This window comes from Fictibacillus sp. NPDC058756, assembly GCF_042746035.1.
In the GTDB taxonomy this organism is placed as follows: domain Bacteria; phylum Bacillota; class Bacilli; order Bacillales; family Fictibacillaceae; genus Fictibacillus.
Genome location: NZ_JBHYPU010000001.1, coordinates 1,050,388 through 1,066,806 on the forward strand (window position 1 = coordinate 1,050,388; position 16,419 = coordinate 1,066,806).

The following is a 16,419-nucleotide window of genomic DNA, read 5'->3' on the forward strand; positions in this document are numbered from 1 at the left end:
TCTAATGGACTATGAATTAGAAGAAATTTCACCATCTGAAGTGAAACAATTATTAAAAGATGGCAAGAAAGTATCCTTGATCGATGTTCGTGAAGACGAGGAAGTAGCTGAAGGAAAGATTCCTGAAGCAGCCCATATTAAAATGGGTGAAATACCAGACCGATTAGCTGAGATCGATAAAAACGAAGAACATATCATTATTTGCCGTTCTGGACGAAGAAGTGAAAATGTAGCATACTTCTTATTAGATCAAGGCTATAAAGTAAAAAATATGACTGGCGGCATGCTTGAATATAATAAAGAATAACCATTAAACTCCCTGCTTTAATAAGCAGGGAGTTTTTTACATGAAGAAATAATTTAACATATCTAATTATCAGGAAGAGTGAAAAATTAAGGAGTTTCAGCCGATAGAAAGGATATACTGTTTACCCTGGAGGCTCTCATGGCATTTATTCATTCAAATAAAAAGAAGTGGTTAAGCATAATTGCTGCTTTTTTTACTATTCATTTAGCGGGCTCAATAGGGTCGATCTATATTCAAAATATATGGATATATGTTTTAGATATCGGCGCTGTTTTTGTGTTTGGAATTTTTGTCTACAAAATGTTGAAGGAAAAAGACAGCTATGCCATAGATCTTGAGAAGGAAATAAAAAAACATAAAGAAACCCATGCTGAATTAGAAGCAAGCAGGCTCAATCTTCAAAACGTTTTTGACAGCATTGATGTAGCGATTTGGTCACATAACCTGCAAACGAATAAGCTTCTTATCACCTCTGGGATTGAGAAACTATATGGCTATCCGCTGCAAGCTTTTTATGATGATGTGGATTTATGGAAAAAAGTGATCCATCCTGATGATCTTGAAATTACTATTATGCGTGCATCCGATATAGAAAAGGGGATAATCGCTACGAGTGAATACAGAATACTTCGTCCAGACGGAGACATCAGATGGATTCAGGACAGAGGAATACCATTTTTAAATAATAAGGGAGAACTTGTTGATTTTAATTCAATTCTGATTGATATAACAGAACGCAAACATGCTGAAATGACAATTAATCAGATGGCTTATTTTGATGAATTAACAGGACTGCCGAATCGTAATGGATTTATGGAGACCTTCGAACAGAAAATGAATGAAGTCGATTTGAAACAGGGGAACCTGGCTTTACTGTATTTAGATCTGGATCGCTTTAATGTGCTCAACGATACACTGGGTCATAGCTTTGGAGATCTTTTACTTCAAAAAGTTGCGGATTTGCTGAAATCAACGGTCGCAGGAAAAGGTCAGGTGTTTAGGAGAGGCGGAGATGAATTTCTCATTCTCCTGGAATTTAAAGATGCAGCAGAAGTTAGGACAGTGGCTGAGGAAATCATATGTTCTTTTACAAAGCCATTCCTATTAAGCGGTAAAGAAGTCTTCACGACACCAAGTATCGGAATAAGTTTGTACCCAGGAAATGGATCTGACAGTGATACTCTTTTAAAAAGAGCAGACGCAGCCCTGTATCAGGCAAAAGACCGCGGCCGCAACACGTATCAATTTTTTACCGAACAGCATGATGGCAAAATGGAAAGAAGGCTGAACCTTGAACACGGTTTGAGAAAAGCCTTGAAAAAGAATGAACTATTTCTTGTCTATCAGCCGCAAGTTCAGTTCCATACAAAAAAAATATCAGGTGTAGAAGCATTATTAAGATGGAACAAAGATTCGGAAGGAATCATTTCCCCAGGAGAATTTATTCCTATTGCAGAAGATACAGGAATGATCTTGCCAATCGGGGAATGGGTATTAAAAAACGCTTGTTTGCAGGGTTCTAAATGGCATCAAAATGGCTTTAATGATCTCCTGATATCCGTAAACATTTCGGTAAGACAGCTTTTGGAAGAATCGTTTGTAGATAGAGTGGAAAGTATTTTAATCGAGACCCATTTTCCGGCATCTTCTCTTGAACTAGAGATTACGGAGAGTACAACGATGGAAAGCATGGAAGAAACATTACCTGTTCTCAACCGTTTAAGAGAGAAAGGGATTCGGATATCAATTGATGACTTTGGTACAGGCTATTCTTCCTTAACGTACTTAAGGCAGCTGCCTGTAGATACTCTAAAGATTGATAAAATGTTCATTGATGATATCCTGACGGATCCTAAAGCAGGGGCAATCGTAAAAACCATAATTGATATGGGTCATAATCTTAGTTTTCATGTAATTGCTGAAGGAATTGAAAGCTGTAAACAAATTGAATTTTTATTGGAACAAGGCTGTATGTACGGGCAAGGATACCATTTGTTTAAGCCTTTAAAACCAGAAGAACTAGAAAAGTATCTTCAAGAGAATATGGTGATCAATTAGTAATAGACCCAAAAAGCCACTAAAAAAGGCTTTTTGGGTCTTTTTTGTATTTTTGAATTAAGGGTAAGGCTGTTTTACGAGCGGTTCTCGAGATTTATGAGCGGTTCCCTATGATGACAGACTCATCCCAAACTCCCCACGCTAGCGATGTTTTACAAAAGCTGATTAGTGAAACAATACATAAGTACTTAAGTTGAAGGAGTGGATAATAATGAACGTTCTTATTATTGGAGCAAATGGAAATATCGGAAAACTTACAAGTGTTATGCTTGCTGAACAAGGTCATACAGTTAAAGCGATGGTTAGAAAAGAAGAGCAGCAGGATCACTTTAAACATAAAAATATTGAAGCTGTGCTGGGTGACTTAGAAAAAGATTTTGAACATGTATTTGATGGAGTAGACGCTGTTATATTTACAGCGGGTTCTGGTGGGCATACAGGTCCTGAGAAAACAGATGCAGTAGATTATGAGGGAGCGGTAAAATCAATCAAGCTTGCTGAAAAGCATTCTGTTCAGCAGTTTATCATGGTGAGCTCAATAGCAGCAGATACACCAGAAAAAGGACCGAAAAGTCTTCAGCACTATTTAAAAGCAAAGGGAAATGCTGATCAGGTACTGATGGAAAGTTCATTAAACTACACGATCTTGCGTCCTGGTGCATTGACAGATGAAGACGGTATGGGATTAATTAATGCGCAGCAAAAATTAAATGATCACGGATCTATTCCAAGGACGGATGTAGCGAGAACAATCGCAGCTTGTTTGGGCAATGAGCATATGTACCGCAAAGTTTTTGAACTAATAGAAGGAGAAACTCCAATTCAAAATGCAATCGAAAATATATAGACAAAACTAGTCAAAGTCCAACAAAGGAAAAGCATCCTCACTGAACGAATGCTCATGAAGAGACTCATTCTAAGAGAGGATGCTTTTTATGATACAGGTTAAAGTTTTTGATGAAGAACATGAAGATGATCTTGAAGAAAACATAAACGAATTCTTAAGCGGTATTCCCCATGATCAAATTATTGATATTAAATATCAAATTGCGGTTTGTGAAAACGTACATGAAGAAAACTCTACTATGTTTTCTTTTTCAGCCATGATTATTTATAAAAAATAGATTAACCGAGAGCATGATAAGCGGCATTTGTACCCGCTATGTTGCCGGTCACAAAAGCTACTGTTATGTTGTAACCGCCTGTGTATCCATGCAAATCCAGAATTTCCCCGCAAAAGAATAGACCTTCCTGGATTTTAGAAGCCATTGTTTGAGGTGCGATTTCTTTTACAGAGACTCCCCCGCCTGTTACAAAAGCTTTCTCGATAGATAACGTTCCATTAACATGAAACGAAAAACCTTTCATTTGCTGAGCTAGATTTCGCAATGATTGTTTAGGGATCTGATCAGCTGAAATGTCGCCATCAATGCCGGTCTTTTCGATTAAGAATAAAAGATACTTCTCAGGCAGCATTCCTTTCAGAACGTTTTTCACAGCCTTTTTTGGTTCCTCATCAACTCTTTTTTGGATAGAGGAAAGAAGAGCTTCTTCATTTTCATCTGGAAATGAGTCAATTCTCATTTCAATCGAAGGGACGCCGAATTTTTTTAGAGCTTTTACTATATATTGGCTGCAGCGCAATGCGGCTGGTCCAGATACTCCGAAATGGGTGAAAATCATATCCATTTGATGGGCTTTAATCATTTTGCCTTTAGGGTTCCAGACTGAGAGCGCCACGTTTCTTAGTGAAATTCCTTGTAATGTTTTTTGTTTTACAAAGCTTTCATTAGATGTGATTGGTACTTCTGTCGGGTACAGTTCTGTAATCGTATGGCCAGCTTTTTTTGCCCATGCATAACCATCACCTGTTGATCCTGTATGCGGAACTGACTTTCCTCCAACAGCGATAACGATAGATTTTGTTTTTAGTACTTCACCATTCAGTAAAATTACTTCGTGTAATTCTTCTTTATAATTAATAGTCTTAACAGGTGTATTCGTCCGGATTTGAACACCTAGCTCTTTAATCTTATTTAATAGTGCTTGTACCACATCCGTTGCTTTATTAGAAACAGGGAACATACGCCCATGATCTTCTTCTTTAAGTTTAATTCCTAAACTTTCAAAGAAAGAAATGATATCCTCATTGTTGAATACAGAAAAAGCACTATACAGGAAACGTCCATTGCCAGGAATGTGTTTAATGATCTCATCTACAGGCAAACGATTTGTAACATTGCACCGTCCTCCGCCAGAAATAGCAAGTTTACGGCCAAGTTTTTCTCCTTTATCAATCAGAAGAACACGAGCACCGTTCGATGCAGCTCCAACACTTGCCATCAGACCTGATGGACCTCCTCCAATGACAATACAATCATAAATCATAACATCCCAACTTTCTTAATCGTTCAGTTAAAAATCATTTCATACAATAGCACAGCTTTATAAAAAAGGCTATGCATTTTCAATTCCTTACTTTTTTGCAAAAAGTTAAATGAGGTTACACGGGCTTTTAATGTGATACAATACTAATAATGTTTTTTAGTTTATGTATTATGCCTGACCCGTACACATTGATGTCAGGCAAATTATCTTTATTGATTTTTAGTAGGAGCTGAAAAAGTTTGTCGCGATTACTTCGTGGAACATTGATCTTATCTGCAGCTACATTTTTCTCGAAATTTATTGGATTGATCTTTGTTATTCCGTTTACCAATTTAGTAGGAGAACCAGGCATGGCTTTATACGGTTATGCTTATATTCCATATACGATTTTGCTTAGTATTTCCACAATGGGAGTACCGCTTGCCGTTTCTAAATTTGTTTCTAAATATAACGCTCTAGGCGATTATGCAGCAGGAAGAAAGCTGCTTAAATCTGGATTGCTAGTCATGACTTTAACTGGTTTTCTAGCATTTCTCATCCTGTATATGTTAGCCCCTGCGCTTGCACATCAGATCATTGATGAACGCGGCTCGAAAGGGAATAGCATTGAAGATATTACTTTGGTTATCAGGATGGTTAGTACAGCTTTAATTATCGTACCATCAATGAGTTTGATCCGGGGATATTTCCAAGGCTTTCAATCTATGGGACCTACAGCTGTCTCCCAGGTCGTTGAACAGATTGTCAGAATTCTATTCATTCTAATAGCAAGTTTCATTGTGATGAACATATTAGACGGGGAGACTACAACAGCTGTTGCATTGTCAACATTTGCCGCAACACTTGGTGCTGTTGCAGGGCTTATTGTCTTGATATGGTATTGGGCAAAAAGAAAGCCTCATCTGCAAAAAATGTACGATAAAAGCAAACCTGTTGCAGATATTTCATTAAAAGATATTTATTTAGAAACGATTAAATATGCGATACCTTTTGTTGCGGTTGGTCTTGCTATTCCGCTTTATCAAATGGTTGATCAATTTACGATTGTAAAAACACTATCAGACTATGGGTATACACAAGAAGAATCAGAGTCTGTTTTCGCGATCATTACACAGATTGCACATAAGCTGGTGATGATTCCTGTATCTCTTGCAACTGCACTTGCACTGACTTTAATACCTGTCATCACCAAATCTTTTACACAAAACAGCCATGATCTATTGCATAAACAAATTACTCAAACATTTCAGATGGTATTGTTTCTAACAGCACCAGCAGCAATAGGTTTAGCGGTACTGGCATATCCTGCATATGGAGCACTGTTTGGCATGCCGTCAATGGAAACGGGAGGTTTCTACCTTAGATGGTATGCGCCTACAGCAATTTGGTTTGCGTTGTTTACTGTTACTGCAGCAATTTTACAAGGTTTGAATCAGCAACGGTTTGCCTTTATTAGCTTAAGCGTTGGATTTTTAGCTAAACTGCTGCTTAACAAACCTCTTCTATTAGTATTTGCCGGAACAGGATCAATCATCGCAACCAATATCGGATATTCCTTATCTATATTGTTTAACCTGTATATCATCAAAAAATACAGCGGATTTTCATTTAAATGGGTTTATCGAAGAACGGTATTAATGACAGTATTTATTGCGATCATGTCGATAGCAGTTGTGGTGATAACATCACTATTAGGAAAGCCAGATACAAGGCTGGATACCATTATAGAGCTTACAGTGGGAATCCTCACTGGAGGAGCGGTATACATCTTCTTAAGTTACCGATCAGGGCTGCTGACGATTATATTAGGAGACCGGGTACCATTTCTTAAACGAAGGAAATAAGGGGAATGAAAAAGAAGGCTGATACAGCCTTCTTTTCCCATGAAGATTATTATTTTTTTACCTCTTGCTGTTGTTCATCGTACCATTTAAGCTGATTGCCGATGCTGTAGCCTTCAAGCGGCACTTCGAATTCGAAACCTGCTTTTTCTAATGCTGGCTGAAGGTACTCACGGTATACCCAGCCGCCATGAATGAAAATTCTGCATTGAGTGGGTTTAACATGCTTTTCTAAAGCATTGATTACTTGTTCTGCCCACTCCCTTTTTTCAGAAGCGGAAAAATTCTTGATGGAGACATTATATGGTTCAATGTATTGGTCTTTCGTTAAAAGTCCTTCTTTTGCACTATAAAAGTAGAAATCATCATATTGATTCTGTGCGTATTGAACGGACTTAACGAATAACGGGCTTATGTATAAATCTATAGCTGCCGAAGGGGTTGAAGCTTTTTTCCGTGCAGTTGCTAGAAGACCTATTTTCCTTTTCATTCCAATTCCTCCTATAGTACTAAATTACCCCGTTTATATAAAATTCAATCAATTTTTTACAATAATATAGGAAGAATAGATCATATAACTGGAGGTTCTTATGAGAATTGATAAATGGCTTTCCAATACAGGCTTTGGAAGCAGAAAAGAAGTTAAACAATTATTAAAATCTGGTGCAGTTACCTTAAATGGAACTGTGATTAAAGATCCGAAAACTCAGGCAGATCCTGATAAAGATCATGTACTGGTTCATGGTGTGGAAGCTGTTTACAAAGAGTTTATATACTTAATGATGAATAAGCCGCAGGGCGTCATATCTGCTACTGAAGATTCACGGCATGAAACAGTAATCGATTTATTGGAACTGGAGGATCAAGGCTTTGAGCCGTTCCCTGTTGGGAGATTGGACAAAGATACGGAAGGGCTTCTTATTTTAACGAACGATGGCCAACTGGCACATACTTTGCTGTCACCCAAAAAACATGTTCCTAAAACATATTTTGCAAAAATAAATGGGTCTATTCCTGAAAACACTTATGAAAAATTTAAAGAAGGTGTTGTTTTAGAAGATGGCTACCAGACGCAGCCTGCAAAATTAAAAATCGTTCAGGACTCGATGGATGAATCAGAAATCTACTTAACCATTACAGAAGGCAAATTCCATCAAGTAAAAAGAATGTTTGAAGCGGTGGACAGAAAAGTGACCTATCTTCAAAGAGTACAAATGGGTAACTTAAAACTTGATGAAACATTGCCTTTAGGTACATATAGAGAGTTAACAGAGGAAGAACTCTCTCTGCTTTCTGAAAAAGAGAATGTTTTTGAATAATTTATAAGGGGTATCTTCCAATAAAAAGGAGGATGATTCCTAATGAGGTTATATGCTGATAAAATAATTGGTGCAAAAGCTGAACATGATGCGGCTCCTCTTGATGAACATAAAGTAAACGATATTCTTTTCAACATGTATGATCATCGTTTATGTTATTTTACTTTCACGATTGAAAACAGAAGTCCTAAACGTGAGGAAATGCCTGCCGACAGGCATATGGAATCTGTTGTTGCGGCAACATCAGGGATTGGAACGCAAAACACACCTATGACAGGGAGCGCTTATCCTGAAACAAATTATAGTGAGGTTAAAGAAACTTACTTTATTCCTTGGCACCAGATCGTAGATATTAATGAAGACAAGCTTGTGTTTGAAGGTAATGAACGGCAAAAGGAAGAACCGATTGAATGCTATTCTTATCTCGCGGTAAAGGATTGGCCAGTTATTGACCAGAGTGGTGAAAAGATCGGTAAGATTAAAGACCTTGTCATGGATACTGAACGTCAGCAGGCTGTTGGTTTTGTCCTTTCTGAAGGATTTTGGAAAAGTTTATTAGGCCACGATGAAAAATATATGCCGATTACAGGTCACCCAGATTGGAAAACACAAGAGTGGAAAATTGAACGTACGCCAGATTTGCTTCTCAAAAACAGTCCTGAAGAATTATAAATAAATGCTCTTTTCTAAAAGATTGGTGCTTTCAAAACCTTATTTCATCTATGACATCTATGACAGTTGATTGGAGTGTAAGGTGTGAGACTCCTGCGGGACAGGCGGGCAGGTGAGACACTTAAAAGTGAAACGTTACGAATGTGGCTCACCGCCTGCCCCGCGGAAAGCGAGCACCAGGAACGGAAATCAATCACTTCCAAAAGCAACAAAGTTTGCAAAAACAGCCTAAATAAAAAAACAAAAAAGAGTTCCCGCACTCATTTAGCGGGAACTTTTTTTTAATGCTTATCCATATATGATACTGATTTGTTTATGATACTTTTACTTTTTTTGCTGTTGTTTCCCACATTCCGCGGGCAGGACTTGTTACTAAATTGTTATAAGCAAGTACATTTAAATCCCTCTGGATTGTTCGCTGCGTAGTTCCAAATTCTTCAACTAATTCTCGTGTTGTTACAGTACCTTTCTTGCGTATAAACAAATATAGGGCTTTCACACGATTCAACATTCTGTCAGTTGAAGGACTCAAAAAACCACTCCTTGTTTAAATTAGTTGTTAACATACTATATGATAACAATCAAAAGTTAATGAAGTATGAATGTTAGATTACAATCTCTTTAATTCTGGAAGAATCATTGTTTCTAAATAATAAAAAGCGAAGAATCCATATCGGTTTCTTCGCTGCGTAAGCCAATTGTTATAATGTGTGAGTTCAAAAAGATGTCTGTGCGGCTATGCAGCAAAACCTTAGTAACGAACATATAATCCTCATTTAAGGAATATTTGTCAGTACAGGTAACACACCACACCTCCCATTTACGCATCATTATACACGAAAATCCGAAAATGTCAATGTTGTTTATTTTCCAATACTTTGAAAAAGAACGATAACAAAAAAGAATGATATAAGGTACAATGAAAAAAGTTATGTATACCGTTTAAAGTTAGGAGGGATGAAAGTGTATATCTTGCAAAAGTTTTTCAAGCAGCTAGTTGTAAACAAACTAGGAATTTTCTCCTTTACTTTTTTTATCGTCATTTTTTCTTCAATTGTTATGCGCATATTAGAACCGGAAACATTTCCTGGATGGTTTGATGCTTTATGGTATGTAATGACAACCGTTACGACTGTAGGTTACGGGGATTTCTATCCGGTAAGTATAGCAGGCAGAATTTACGCTATTTTTATCTTTTTGATTGGAATTGGCATTGCGGGCTTAGCAATTGGGAAATTGGTTGAAGCTTTAGGAGCTCACCGGAAACGAAAGGAGGAAGGAAGGTTGAATTTTAAAGGAAAAGGTCATTTTATTATTATTGGCTGGTCTGAGAAGGCAAAATATGCGATTTCTGAGATTATTGAAACTCACCCGGAATTAGACATCGTTCTCATCGACCAATTAAACGTAACACCTATAACACATAAAAATGTACATTACATACAAGGCGATCCTTCCAGTGAGTCTGTGTTACTGCAGGCTAACATAAACGATGCTCAATCCGTTCTTGTTTTTTCAGATGATTCTATCCAAGATTCAGCATTAGCAGATGGAAAAACGCTATTGGTAGTAACCTCTGTTGAAAGGCTTAATCACCATATACATAGTACTGTTGAGATAAAAAAAGAGGAAAACATTAAAAATTTCAGGCATGCCAAAGTTGATGAGTTTGTTTTGAGTCACGAGACTGTTTCTCGAATGGCTGTACGCTCTGCCTTCTCAAGGGGTATTACCGAAATTTATACGCAGCTTTTGTCATATAAAGAAGGCGAAAACCTTTTTGAAGTAAAGAAAAAAAGCGAGTGGATAACATATAAAGATGCTTTTGAAGGACTTTTAAAAGAAGGAGCCTCACTGATTTCTGACGGAAGTGATTTAGGTATTAATAAAAAATTATATGAACCTATACGTGAAGATGCCAGACTTTATATTATTTGCAGTAAAGAAGTGTACGAATCTCTCACTTAGGCTTTATATGAAAGGGTGTAACGCGTGTCAAATATTAATTGGACAGAAGAAGTTGAAAAAAGAAAAGAACAGCTTTTAGAAGATACAAAAGGTCTACTGAGGATTCCAAGTATCTTGGATGAAACGAAAGGAACAAAGGATGCTCCATTTGGTCCAGAAATTCATCAAGCTTTAACGTACCTGCTTGATCTTGGAAAAGAAATCGGCATGTCTGCAAAAGATGTTGATGGATATGCCGGACACTTGGAAATGGGAAGCGGGGAAGAACTGGTCGGTATTCTTTGCCATGTGGACGTTGTGCCGGCAGGGGAAGGCTGGACGGTCGATCCTTTTGGAGCTGAAATAAAAGACGGTAAGATCTATGCAAGAGGCGCAATTGATGATAAAGGACCAACGATGGCTGCTTTTTATGCAATGAAAATTATTCAAGAATTAAAGCTTCCTTTATCGAAAAGAGTTCGTATGATTATAGGCTGTGACGAAGAAAGCAATTGGCAATGTGTAAGACATTATTTTAAAAATGAAGAAATGCCTGATTTCGGCTTTGCTCCTGATGCGGATTTTCCGATCATTAATGCTGAAAAAGGGATATTTGATGTTGAATTTACCTTAGCTGGCGATAGCGGGAACAACGATGGTCTTCAACTCATGTCATTTGAATCCGGTCAGCGTTTGAATATGGTTCCTGATCGTGCTGCTGCAAAAATAAAAGGCAGTGATCTAGAAAATATCGAAAAAGCATTTGCTAGATATGCAGAAAGTAAGGGCATGCAATGTAATTCTTTTATTGAAAACTGGGAATTAACGCTGCAGACAGAAGGGAAATCTGCGCATGGAAGCACACCGGAAATCGGTATTAATGCAGGTTTAGAGCTAGCGGAATTCTTGAACGGATATACTTTTGCAGGTCAGGGAAAAGCATTTTTGGCCTTACTCGAAGCTGTAACAGGGGAATACACAGGCAATAAACTTGGGATTGCAGCTGAGGATGAAGCTAGCGGGAAATTAACCGTAAACGCCGGAGTAATGAGATTTAATTCTGAAGGCGGCAAAGTTGGATTGAACATTCGTTATCCGGTTACACATAACAGTAATGAAATAGAAGAGACACTATTTAAGAGAGCCAAGGATTATAATTGGAATCTCAGAATCATCGAAAATAATCCTCCAAATTATGTTGATGATAAACACACATTGATCAAAACGCTGCAAAAAGTGTACGAAGAGCAGACTGGAGAAAAAGGCGAATTGGTTGCTATTGGAGGCGGTACTTACGCTAGGTCTCTAAATACAGGAGTTGCTTTCGGAGCATTGTTCCCAGGCAGAGAAGATGTGGCTCACCAAAAAGATGAGTATATGTATATCGACGATTTATTCCGAGCTTCAGCTATTTACGCTCAAGCTATTTATGAACTGGCAAAATAGGAAAAAAGAGAAGAGGAAAACATCATGAACAAGACTTTTGATCAAACCTCAATCAGTTTAAAAGGCTTTTATTTGCTTTTCTTTTTTGGTTTAGGAAGTTTATTTCCCTTATTGGGTGTTTATTTTAAGGAAGAAGTGGGACTTAGCGGGACAGAAATTGGCACATTGATGTCGATCAGTCCTGTTGTAATGATTTTTGCTCAGCCACTTTGGGGGATGATCACCGACTTTACACGACGTCCGCGGTCCGTACTGGGCTTAACCTTATTACTAACAGCCGGATTGGGTTACAGTATATTATTGCTGGATTCTTACTTATGGTTATTGTTATTGCTTATCTTATTTTCTTTTATGCAAAGTGCGCTTGTTCCCGTCTCTGACAGTATATTGCTTAATTATGTCCAAAAGGAGAACAAGCAGTATGGGAACTATAGGCTGTTCGGTGCTGTAGGGTTCGCAATTGCGGTATATATCGCAGGAAGACTTGCTGAAACTTTTGGTACCCAAGTGATATTTTATATGTTTACAGCAGTTCTTTTTCTGTGTATTTTGTTTGTATTTAATATGCCAAAAGAAAATCAGTCACTAAAAACGGATATGAAAAAGGGTATTGATAAGCTGATAAAAATGCCTTCATTTATTATATTTCTTGTCGCTACATTCCTTGTTTTTGGACCGATTTTTGCAAATAACTTTTATTTTGGATTTTATATTCAGGAAACGGGAGGCACTTTAGCTGGAGTAGGATTAGCTTTTTTATTGGCTGCAGGCAGTGAAGCTCCTTTTATGAAATTTGCAGGACTTACGATCAAAAAATGGGGTATGATGCAGATCATGATGTTTGCTGCTGCAGTCTCTGCTGTTCGCTGGACGTTCTACTTTTTCGAACCATCTTTTTCAATAGTATTGGCTACAACCATTGTACAAGGATTTTCGGTAGGCCTATTCATTCCAGCTGCTATGGAATATGTTCGAATGTATACGCCTAGTGAAGTAAGAGCTACTGCGGTCTCATTATATTCAGCTGTGGGAAATGGACTTGGTTCGTGGTTTTGTACGTTTGTTGGCGGAGTTATTTTTGATAAATTTTCGATTTTTTATACGTACCTGTTCTTTGGAGTCCTTTCATTTGCGGGTCTACTTATGGTTATTCTTCTTTCAAAAATGGAACAAGAACCCGTTCTTGTACACAGATCTATTTAACCTTGAACGAATTGTTGAGTTAAATTGAAGATTTGGGCGGTGATCTCCGCTCCAGGGTACATGCTTTCCGCGGGGCGGGCGGTGAGCCCCATGCCGCTACGCGCCTTTATGGGTCTCACCTGTCCCACTCGTCCCGCAGGACAAGGAAGGCTTCGGCAGCATTGCCTCGCACGAAGAAAATGTGAATTTCATTTTCGAGGAGTCAGTACCCTTCCGCTCCAATCACTACATGTTTGTTTCGCAAATTCAAAAGAAGGATCAAACCATCTCGTATTAACGAGGTAGTTTGATCTTTTTGTTTGTATAATAAAGAAACCTCGGGTCTGGTGAGCAAGGAAGTGCAAGGTGCCGTCCCGATATTTATGGTAAATTTAAAAATAATCATGAAGTTAATGAAATAATAAAGGGTAAGGCAAGGACAAAAAACAAGGGCTTCGCAATAAATTTCATGCGAAGCCCTTGTTTTTACTGTTTAAAAAGAAAAACCGGTGAAATTCAACCAGTTTTTCAGTGGCCAGACATATTCTGGGATGTCTTTTGTCTCTTTTATGGAAATTGGTTATTTTAAATGCTGTTTTTAAAATATTGTTGCTTTCAACTCATTTCTTCATTGAAAAGTTGATAGGAGTGCAAGGTGCGAGACTCCTGGGGGATTAGCGGGACAGGTGAGACTCCTAACGGCGCAAAGCGCAGAGGAGGCTCACCCCACGCCCCCCGGAAAGCGAGCATCCTGGAACGGAGATCAACTACTTTCAAAAACAACAATGTAAACGAAAACATCTTATGAATTAAATTGAAACAAATCGCTTGAGAGATAGCGTTCGCCTGAGTCACAAGTCATGCAGATAACTACTTCTCCTTTATTTCGTTTTTCAGCAATATTTAAAGCTGCGTAAACAGCAGCACCGGAAGATGGACCTACTAGTATGCCTTCTTCTGAAGCAAGACGTCTTGTTATGTCATAAGCGTCCTCATCATTTACTTGAACAATTTCATCATAGACGTTTTGGTTTAAAATCGAGGGAATAAAGCCGGGGCTAGTTCCTACGAGCTTATGTTTTCCAGGTTTTCCGCCAGAAAGTACAGGAGAGCCTTTAGGTTCTACAACGTGAACGGAAAGGTCAGGAAACATTGATTTAAGGGTTTCACCTGTACCCGTTATTGTTCCGCCAGTTCCAGCGGGTGCAATAAATGCAGTAAATGGTTTCCCTATTTCTTCGATGGCTTCTTTTATTTCAATCGCTGTACTGTGACGATGAGCATCTGGATTAGATGGGTTTTCGAATTGCATAGGCATGTAGCTGTTTGGAATTTCTGCTGTAAGTTCTCTTGCTTTCTTTATCGCTCCAGGCATTTTTTCATCCCCTGGAGTCAATACTACTTTTGCTCCATAGGCTTTTAATAAATTTATTCTTTCTTCAGTCATCGTATCCGGCATAACGATTATAGATTTATAGCCTCTTGCTGCAGCATTCATTGCAAGTCCGATTCCTGTATTTCCGGAAGTCGGTTCAATAATCGTAGAGCCTTCTTTTAAATCGCCTTTTTTCTCGGCTTCAATCATCATATTATATGCAGCTCGATCTTTCAGACTTCGGCTCGGATTATAGTACTCAAGTTTAACGTACACATCTGCACCTTCTGAATGAGGCAAGCGGTTTAATTTAACAATAGGTGTATCTCCAATCAGTTCCGCGATGTTTGTTACGACTCTCATAATTTGCACTCCCTTTTTATTACTCTCATTAGTATAACAAATAATCCATTAGGTAAAAAAGCAGATAGAGGGATACGATTATCTGATAAAATAAATAATGGAAAGCGGTGAATTTTATGGATAGGCATTTATTTATTGCTCTGCAGCTTCAGGCTGATGTGAAATCAGCACTTAATCAAATGTGCCAAGAAATAAAAAAGGATCACTTATTTAAGACATGGGTCCATCCTGATGATTATCATATTACACTCGCCTTTTTAGGAAAAGCATCACGTGATCAATTAAAGAAACTAAATCCTTTAATAAAAGAGACCGTGCAAAAGCATGAAGCTTTTGCATTAAATATTAACCATTTTGGTTTCTTTGGAAACAAAGAGAATCCAAGAATCTTTTGGACTGGTGTTGAAGAACAGGTTAGATTATATAATCTGCAAAAACAAGTGGCATATTCATGCAAACAAGCTGATTTCACATTAGAGAAAAGATCTTACTCACCGCATATTACGCTTGCTCGAAAACACCTGGATTCCTCAACACTGCCTGTTGATTCAGAGAAATGGTGGGATACCTATGGGAGAGAAGTTCAATTCCTGGCAGAAAATGTTGTTCTTTATGAAACACATTTTGAAAAGCAGCCAAAATATCAGATTGTACAGTCCTTTTCATTAACTAGATAAACAGTAAAAGGAGGGGGAGAAAAGGATGGCACAGCTTGTTAAAATACAAGATTATGTTTCGCGGTATGAAAAGAATCTTTATCATTATCAATCTCTATTTATGCGTATTAAGGAAAACCGCTGGAAAGCATTTAATCTTGGCAATGAAGAAGAGAGCCGTAAACTTTTGCATAAGGAATTCAGAAAAAACCTTTTTAAAAACCAAATGAACTGGGCAACTTCTACTGTAAAAGAAGTTTCGAACGTTGATCAGAAATATTTAAGAGACCAGCAGCTGCAATTTCTGACACAAGAAATCCCCGATAATTATTTTTTATTTTATGAGCCTGTATTACGGATTAAAAGTGCTCCGGTTGAACTTGATGTAATCTTAGCGGGCCCTGCAACGATATCACTTATCGTTTGGGTGAGCGGTGAAGGGATTTGGCAGGAAGCGGAGAATAAGCGTTTTTGGAAAAATGTCAGCCCTGAGCAAAAAGAAACAAGATTAAGTCCGGTTGTCAGGCTTGATAGGATGAAGAGTATAATTAATGCATGGGCTGATCCATATAAAGAACAGCTTTCAATCCAACAAACAATAATAGCACCTGATGCATTTATTGATCTTTCAAACGACTGGAGAAAAATAAATTACGTTGATAAACGGAATTTTAAAGAGTGGCATATGAAAATCATTCATGAACCAGCTCCAGTAAAGAGTCAGCAATTAAAATTTGTTGCGGATATCTTAAGATTGGGTGTGACAAATTCTCTTTATAGAAAAGATCCCTTAACAAACGAGTCTGAGTTAAGTTTTGAAGGAATTTGATACATATTGTCGAATTGAGTGTAAAACAAACAATCG

The 16,419-nt window shown here is 37.9% G+C and carries 16 protein-coding genes; 12 read left to right on the top strand and 4 right to left on the bottom strand.

The window, feature by feature from the left end:
• The first annotated feature begins 4 nt into the window (after positions 1-4).
• The 4 genes from ACFW35_RS05275 to ACFW35_RS05290 all read left to right on the top strand — a co-directional run bounded on the left by ACFW35_RS05275 (position 5) and on the right by ACFW35_RS05290 (position 3,489).
• Complete coding sequence (locus tag ACFW35_RS05275) at positions 5-307, top strand: rhodanese-like domain-containing protein (protein WP_130294330.1); 303 nt, start codon at positions 5-7, stop codon at positions 305-307.
• Positions 308-445: 138 nt separating this feature from the next.
• Positions 446-2,365, top strand: a complete 1,920-nt coding sequence (locus ACFW35_RS05280; RefSeq protein ID WP_379844276.1) for a putative bifunctional diguanylate cyclase/phosphodiesterase — start codon at positions 446-448, stop codon at positions 2,363-2,365.
• Between the two features lie 211 nt (positions 2,366-2,576).
• Entirely contained in the window at positions 2,577-3,212 is a 636-nt protein-coding gene (locus tag ACFW35_RS05285; RefSeq protein WP_379844277.1) for an SDR family oxidoreductase, read from the top strand.
• 88 nt (positions 3,213-3,300) lie between these two features.
• Positions 3,301-3,489: a sporulation protein Cse60 gene (locus tag ACFW35_RS05290; protein WP_379835307.1), complete on the top strand. Its 189-nt coding sequence runs from the start codon at positions 3,301-3,303 to the stop codon at positions 3,487-3,489.
• A gap of 1 nt (position 3,490) precedes the next feature.
• Here the strand turns inward: ACFW35_RS05290 and ACFW35_RS05295 are convergent, their stop codons facing one another.
• Complete coding sequence (locus tag ACFW35_RS05295; protein ID WP_379844279.1) at positions 3,491-4,753, bottom strand: NAD(P)/FAD-dependent oxidoreductase; 1,263 nt, start codon at positions 4,751-4,753, stop codon at positions 3,491-3,493.
• 239 nt (positions 4,754-4,992) lie between these two features.
• On the opposite strand from ACFW35_RS05295, the gene ACFW35_RS05300 reads away from it, so the two are divergent.
• The gene (locus ACFW35_RS05300; RefSeq protein ID WP_379844280.1) at positions 4,993-6,597 is read left to right on the top strand and encodes a putative polysaccharide biosynthesis protein; all 1,605 of its coding nucleotides are present in this window, start codon (positions 4,993-4,995) and stop codon (positions 6,595-6,597) included.
• A gap of 49 nt (positions 6,598-6,646) precedes the next feature.
• Here the strand turns inward: ACFW35_RS05300 and ACFW35_RS05305 are convergent, their stop codons facing one another.
• A complete protein-coding gene (locus tag ACFW35_RS05305) occupies positions 6,647-7,084 on the bottom strand; it encodes a DUF6884 domain-containing protein (protein WP_379844282.1) in 438 nt (145 codons plus the stop codon).
• A gap of 100 nt (positions 7,085-7,184) precedes the next feature.
• Between ACFW35_RS05305 and ACFW35_RS05310 the strand changes: the two genes are divergently transcribed.
• Positions 7,185-7,913, top strand: coding sequence for a pseudouridine synthase (locus tag ACFW35_RS05310; RefSeq protein ID WP_379835300.1), 729 nt, complete (start codon positions 7,185-7,187; stop codon positions 7,911-7,913).
• Between the two features lie 42 nt (positions 7,914-7,955).
• Positions 7,956-8,585, top strand: a complete 630-nt coding sequence (locus ACFW35_RS05315; protein WP_379844283.1) for a PRC-barrel domain-containing protein — start codon at positions 7,956-7,958, stop codon at positions 8,583-8,585.
• Positions 8,586-8,898: 313 nt separating this feature from the next.
• Here the strand turns inward: ACFW35_RS05315 and ACFW35_RS05320 are convergent, their stop codons facing one another.
• Positions 8,899-9,117 carry a DeoR family transcriptional regulator gene (locus ACFW35_RS05320; RefSeq protein WP_379844285.1) on the bottom strand — a complete coding sequence of 73 codons (219 nt, stop codon included), beginning with the start codon at positions 9,115-9,117 and terminating at the stop codon, positions 8,899-8,901.
• Between the two features lie 431 nt (positions 9,118-9,548).
• Between ACFW35_RS05320 and ACFW35_RS05325 the strand changes: the two genes are divergently transcribed.
• From ACFW35_RS05325 to ACFW35_RS05335, 3 genes are read left to right on the top strand one after another with little or no spacing between them, the layout of a single operon-like run.
• Entirely contained in the window at positions 9,549-10,553 is a 1,005-nt protein-coding gene (locus tag ACFW35_RS05325; protein WP_379844287.1) for a potassium channel family protein, read from the top strand.
• Positions 10,554-10,577: 24 nt separating this feature from the next.
• Entirely contained in the window at positions 10,578-11,978 is a 1,401-nt protein-coding gene (gene pepV / locus ACFW35_RS05330; RefSeq protein WP_379844288.1) for a dipeptidase PepV, read from the top strand.
• A 24-nt stretch (positions 11,979-12,002) separates the two neighbouring features.
• Positions 12,003-13,181, top strand: coding sequence for an MFS transporter (locus ACFW35_RS05335; protein WP_379844290.1), 1,179 nt, complete (start codon positions 12,003-12,005; stop codon positions 13,179-13,181).
• Between the two features lie 781 nt (positions 13,182-13,962).
• Here ACFW35_RS05335 and cysK read toward each other — a convergent pair.
• A complete protein-coding gene (gene cysK, locus ACFW35_RS05340) occupies positions 13,963-14,898 on the bottom strand; it encodes a cysteine synthase A (protein ID WP_379844291.1) in 936 nt (311 codons plus the stop codon).
• A gap of 116 nt (positions 14,899-15,014) precedes the next feature.
• Between cysK and thpR the strand changes: the two genes are divergently transcribed.
• Together thpR and ACFW35_RS05350 are read left to right on the top strand one after the other, a co-directional pair.
• Positions 15,015-15,575, top strand: a complete 561-nt coding sequence (thpR, locus tag ACFW35_RS05345) for an RNA 2',3'-cyclic phosphodiesterase (RefSeq protein ID WP_379844293.1) — start codon at positions 15,015-15,017, stop codon at positions 15,573-15,575.
• Positions 15,576-15,600: 25 nt separating this feature from the next.
• The gene (locus ACFW35_RS05350) at positions 15,601-16,383 is read left to right on the top strand and encodes a hypothetical protein (RefSeq protein ID WP_379844295.1); all 783 of its coding nucleotides are present in this window, start codon (positions 15,601-15,603) and stop codon (positions 16,381-16,383) included.
• Positions 16,384-16,419: the final 36 nt, after the last annotated feature.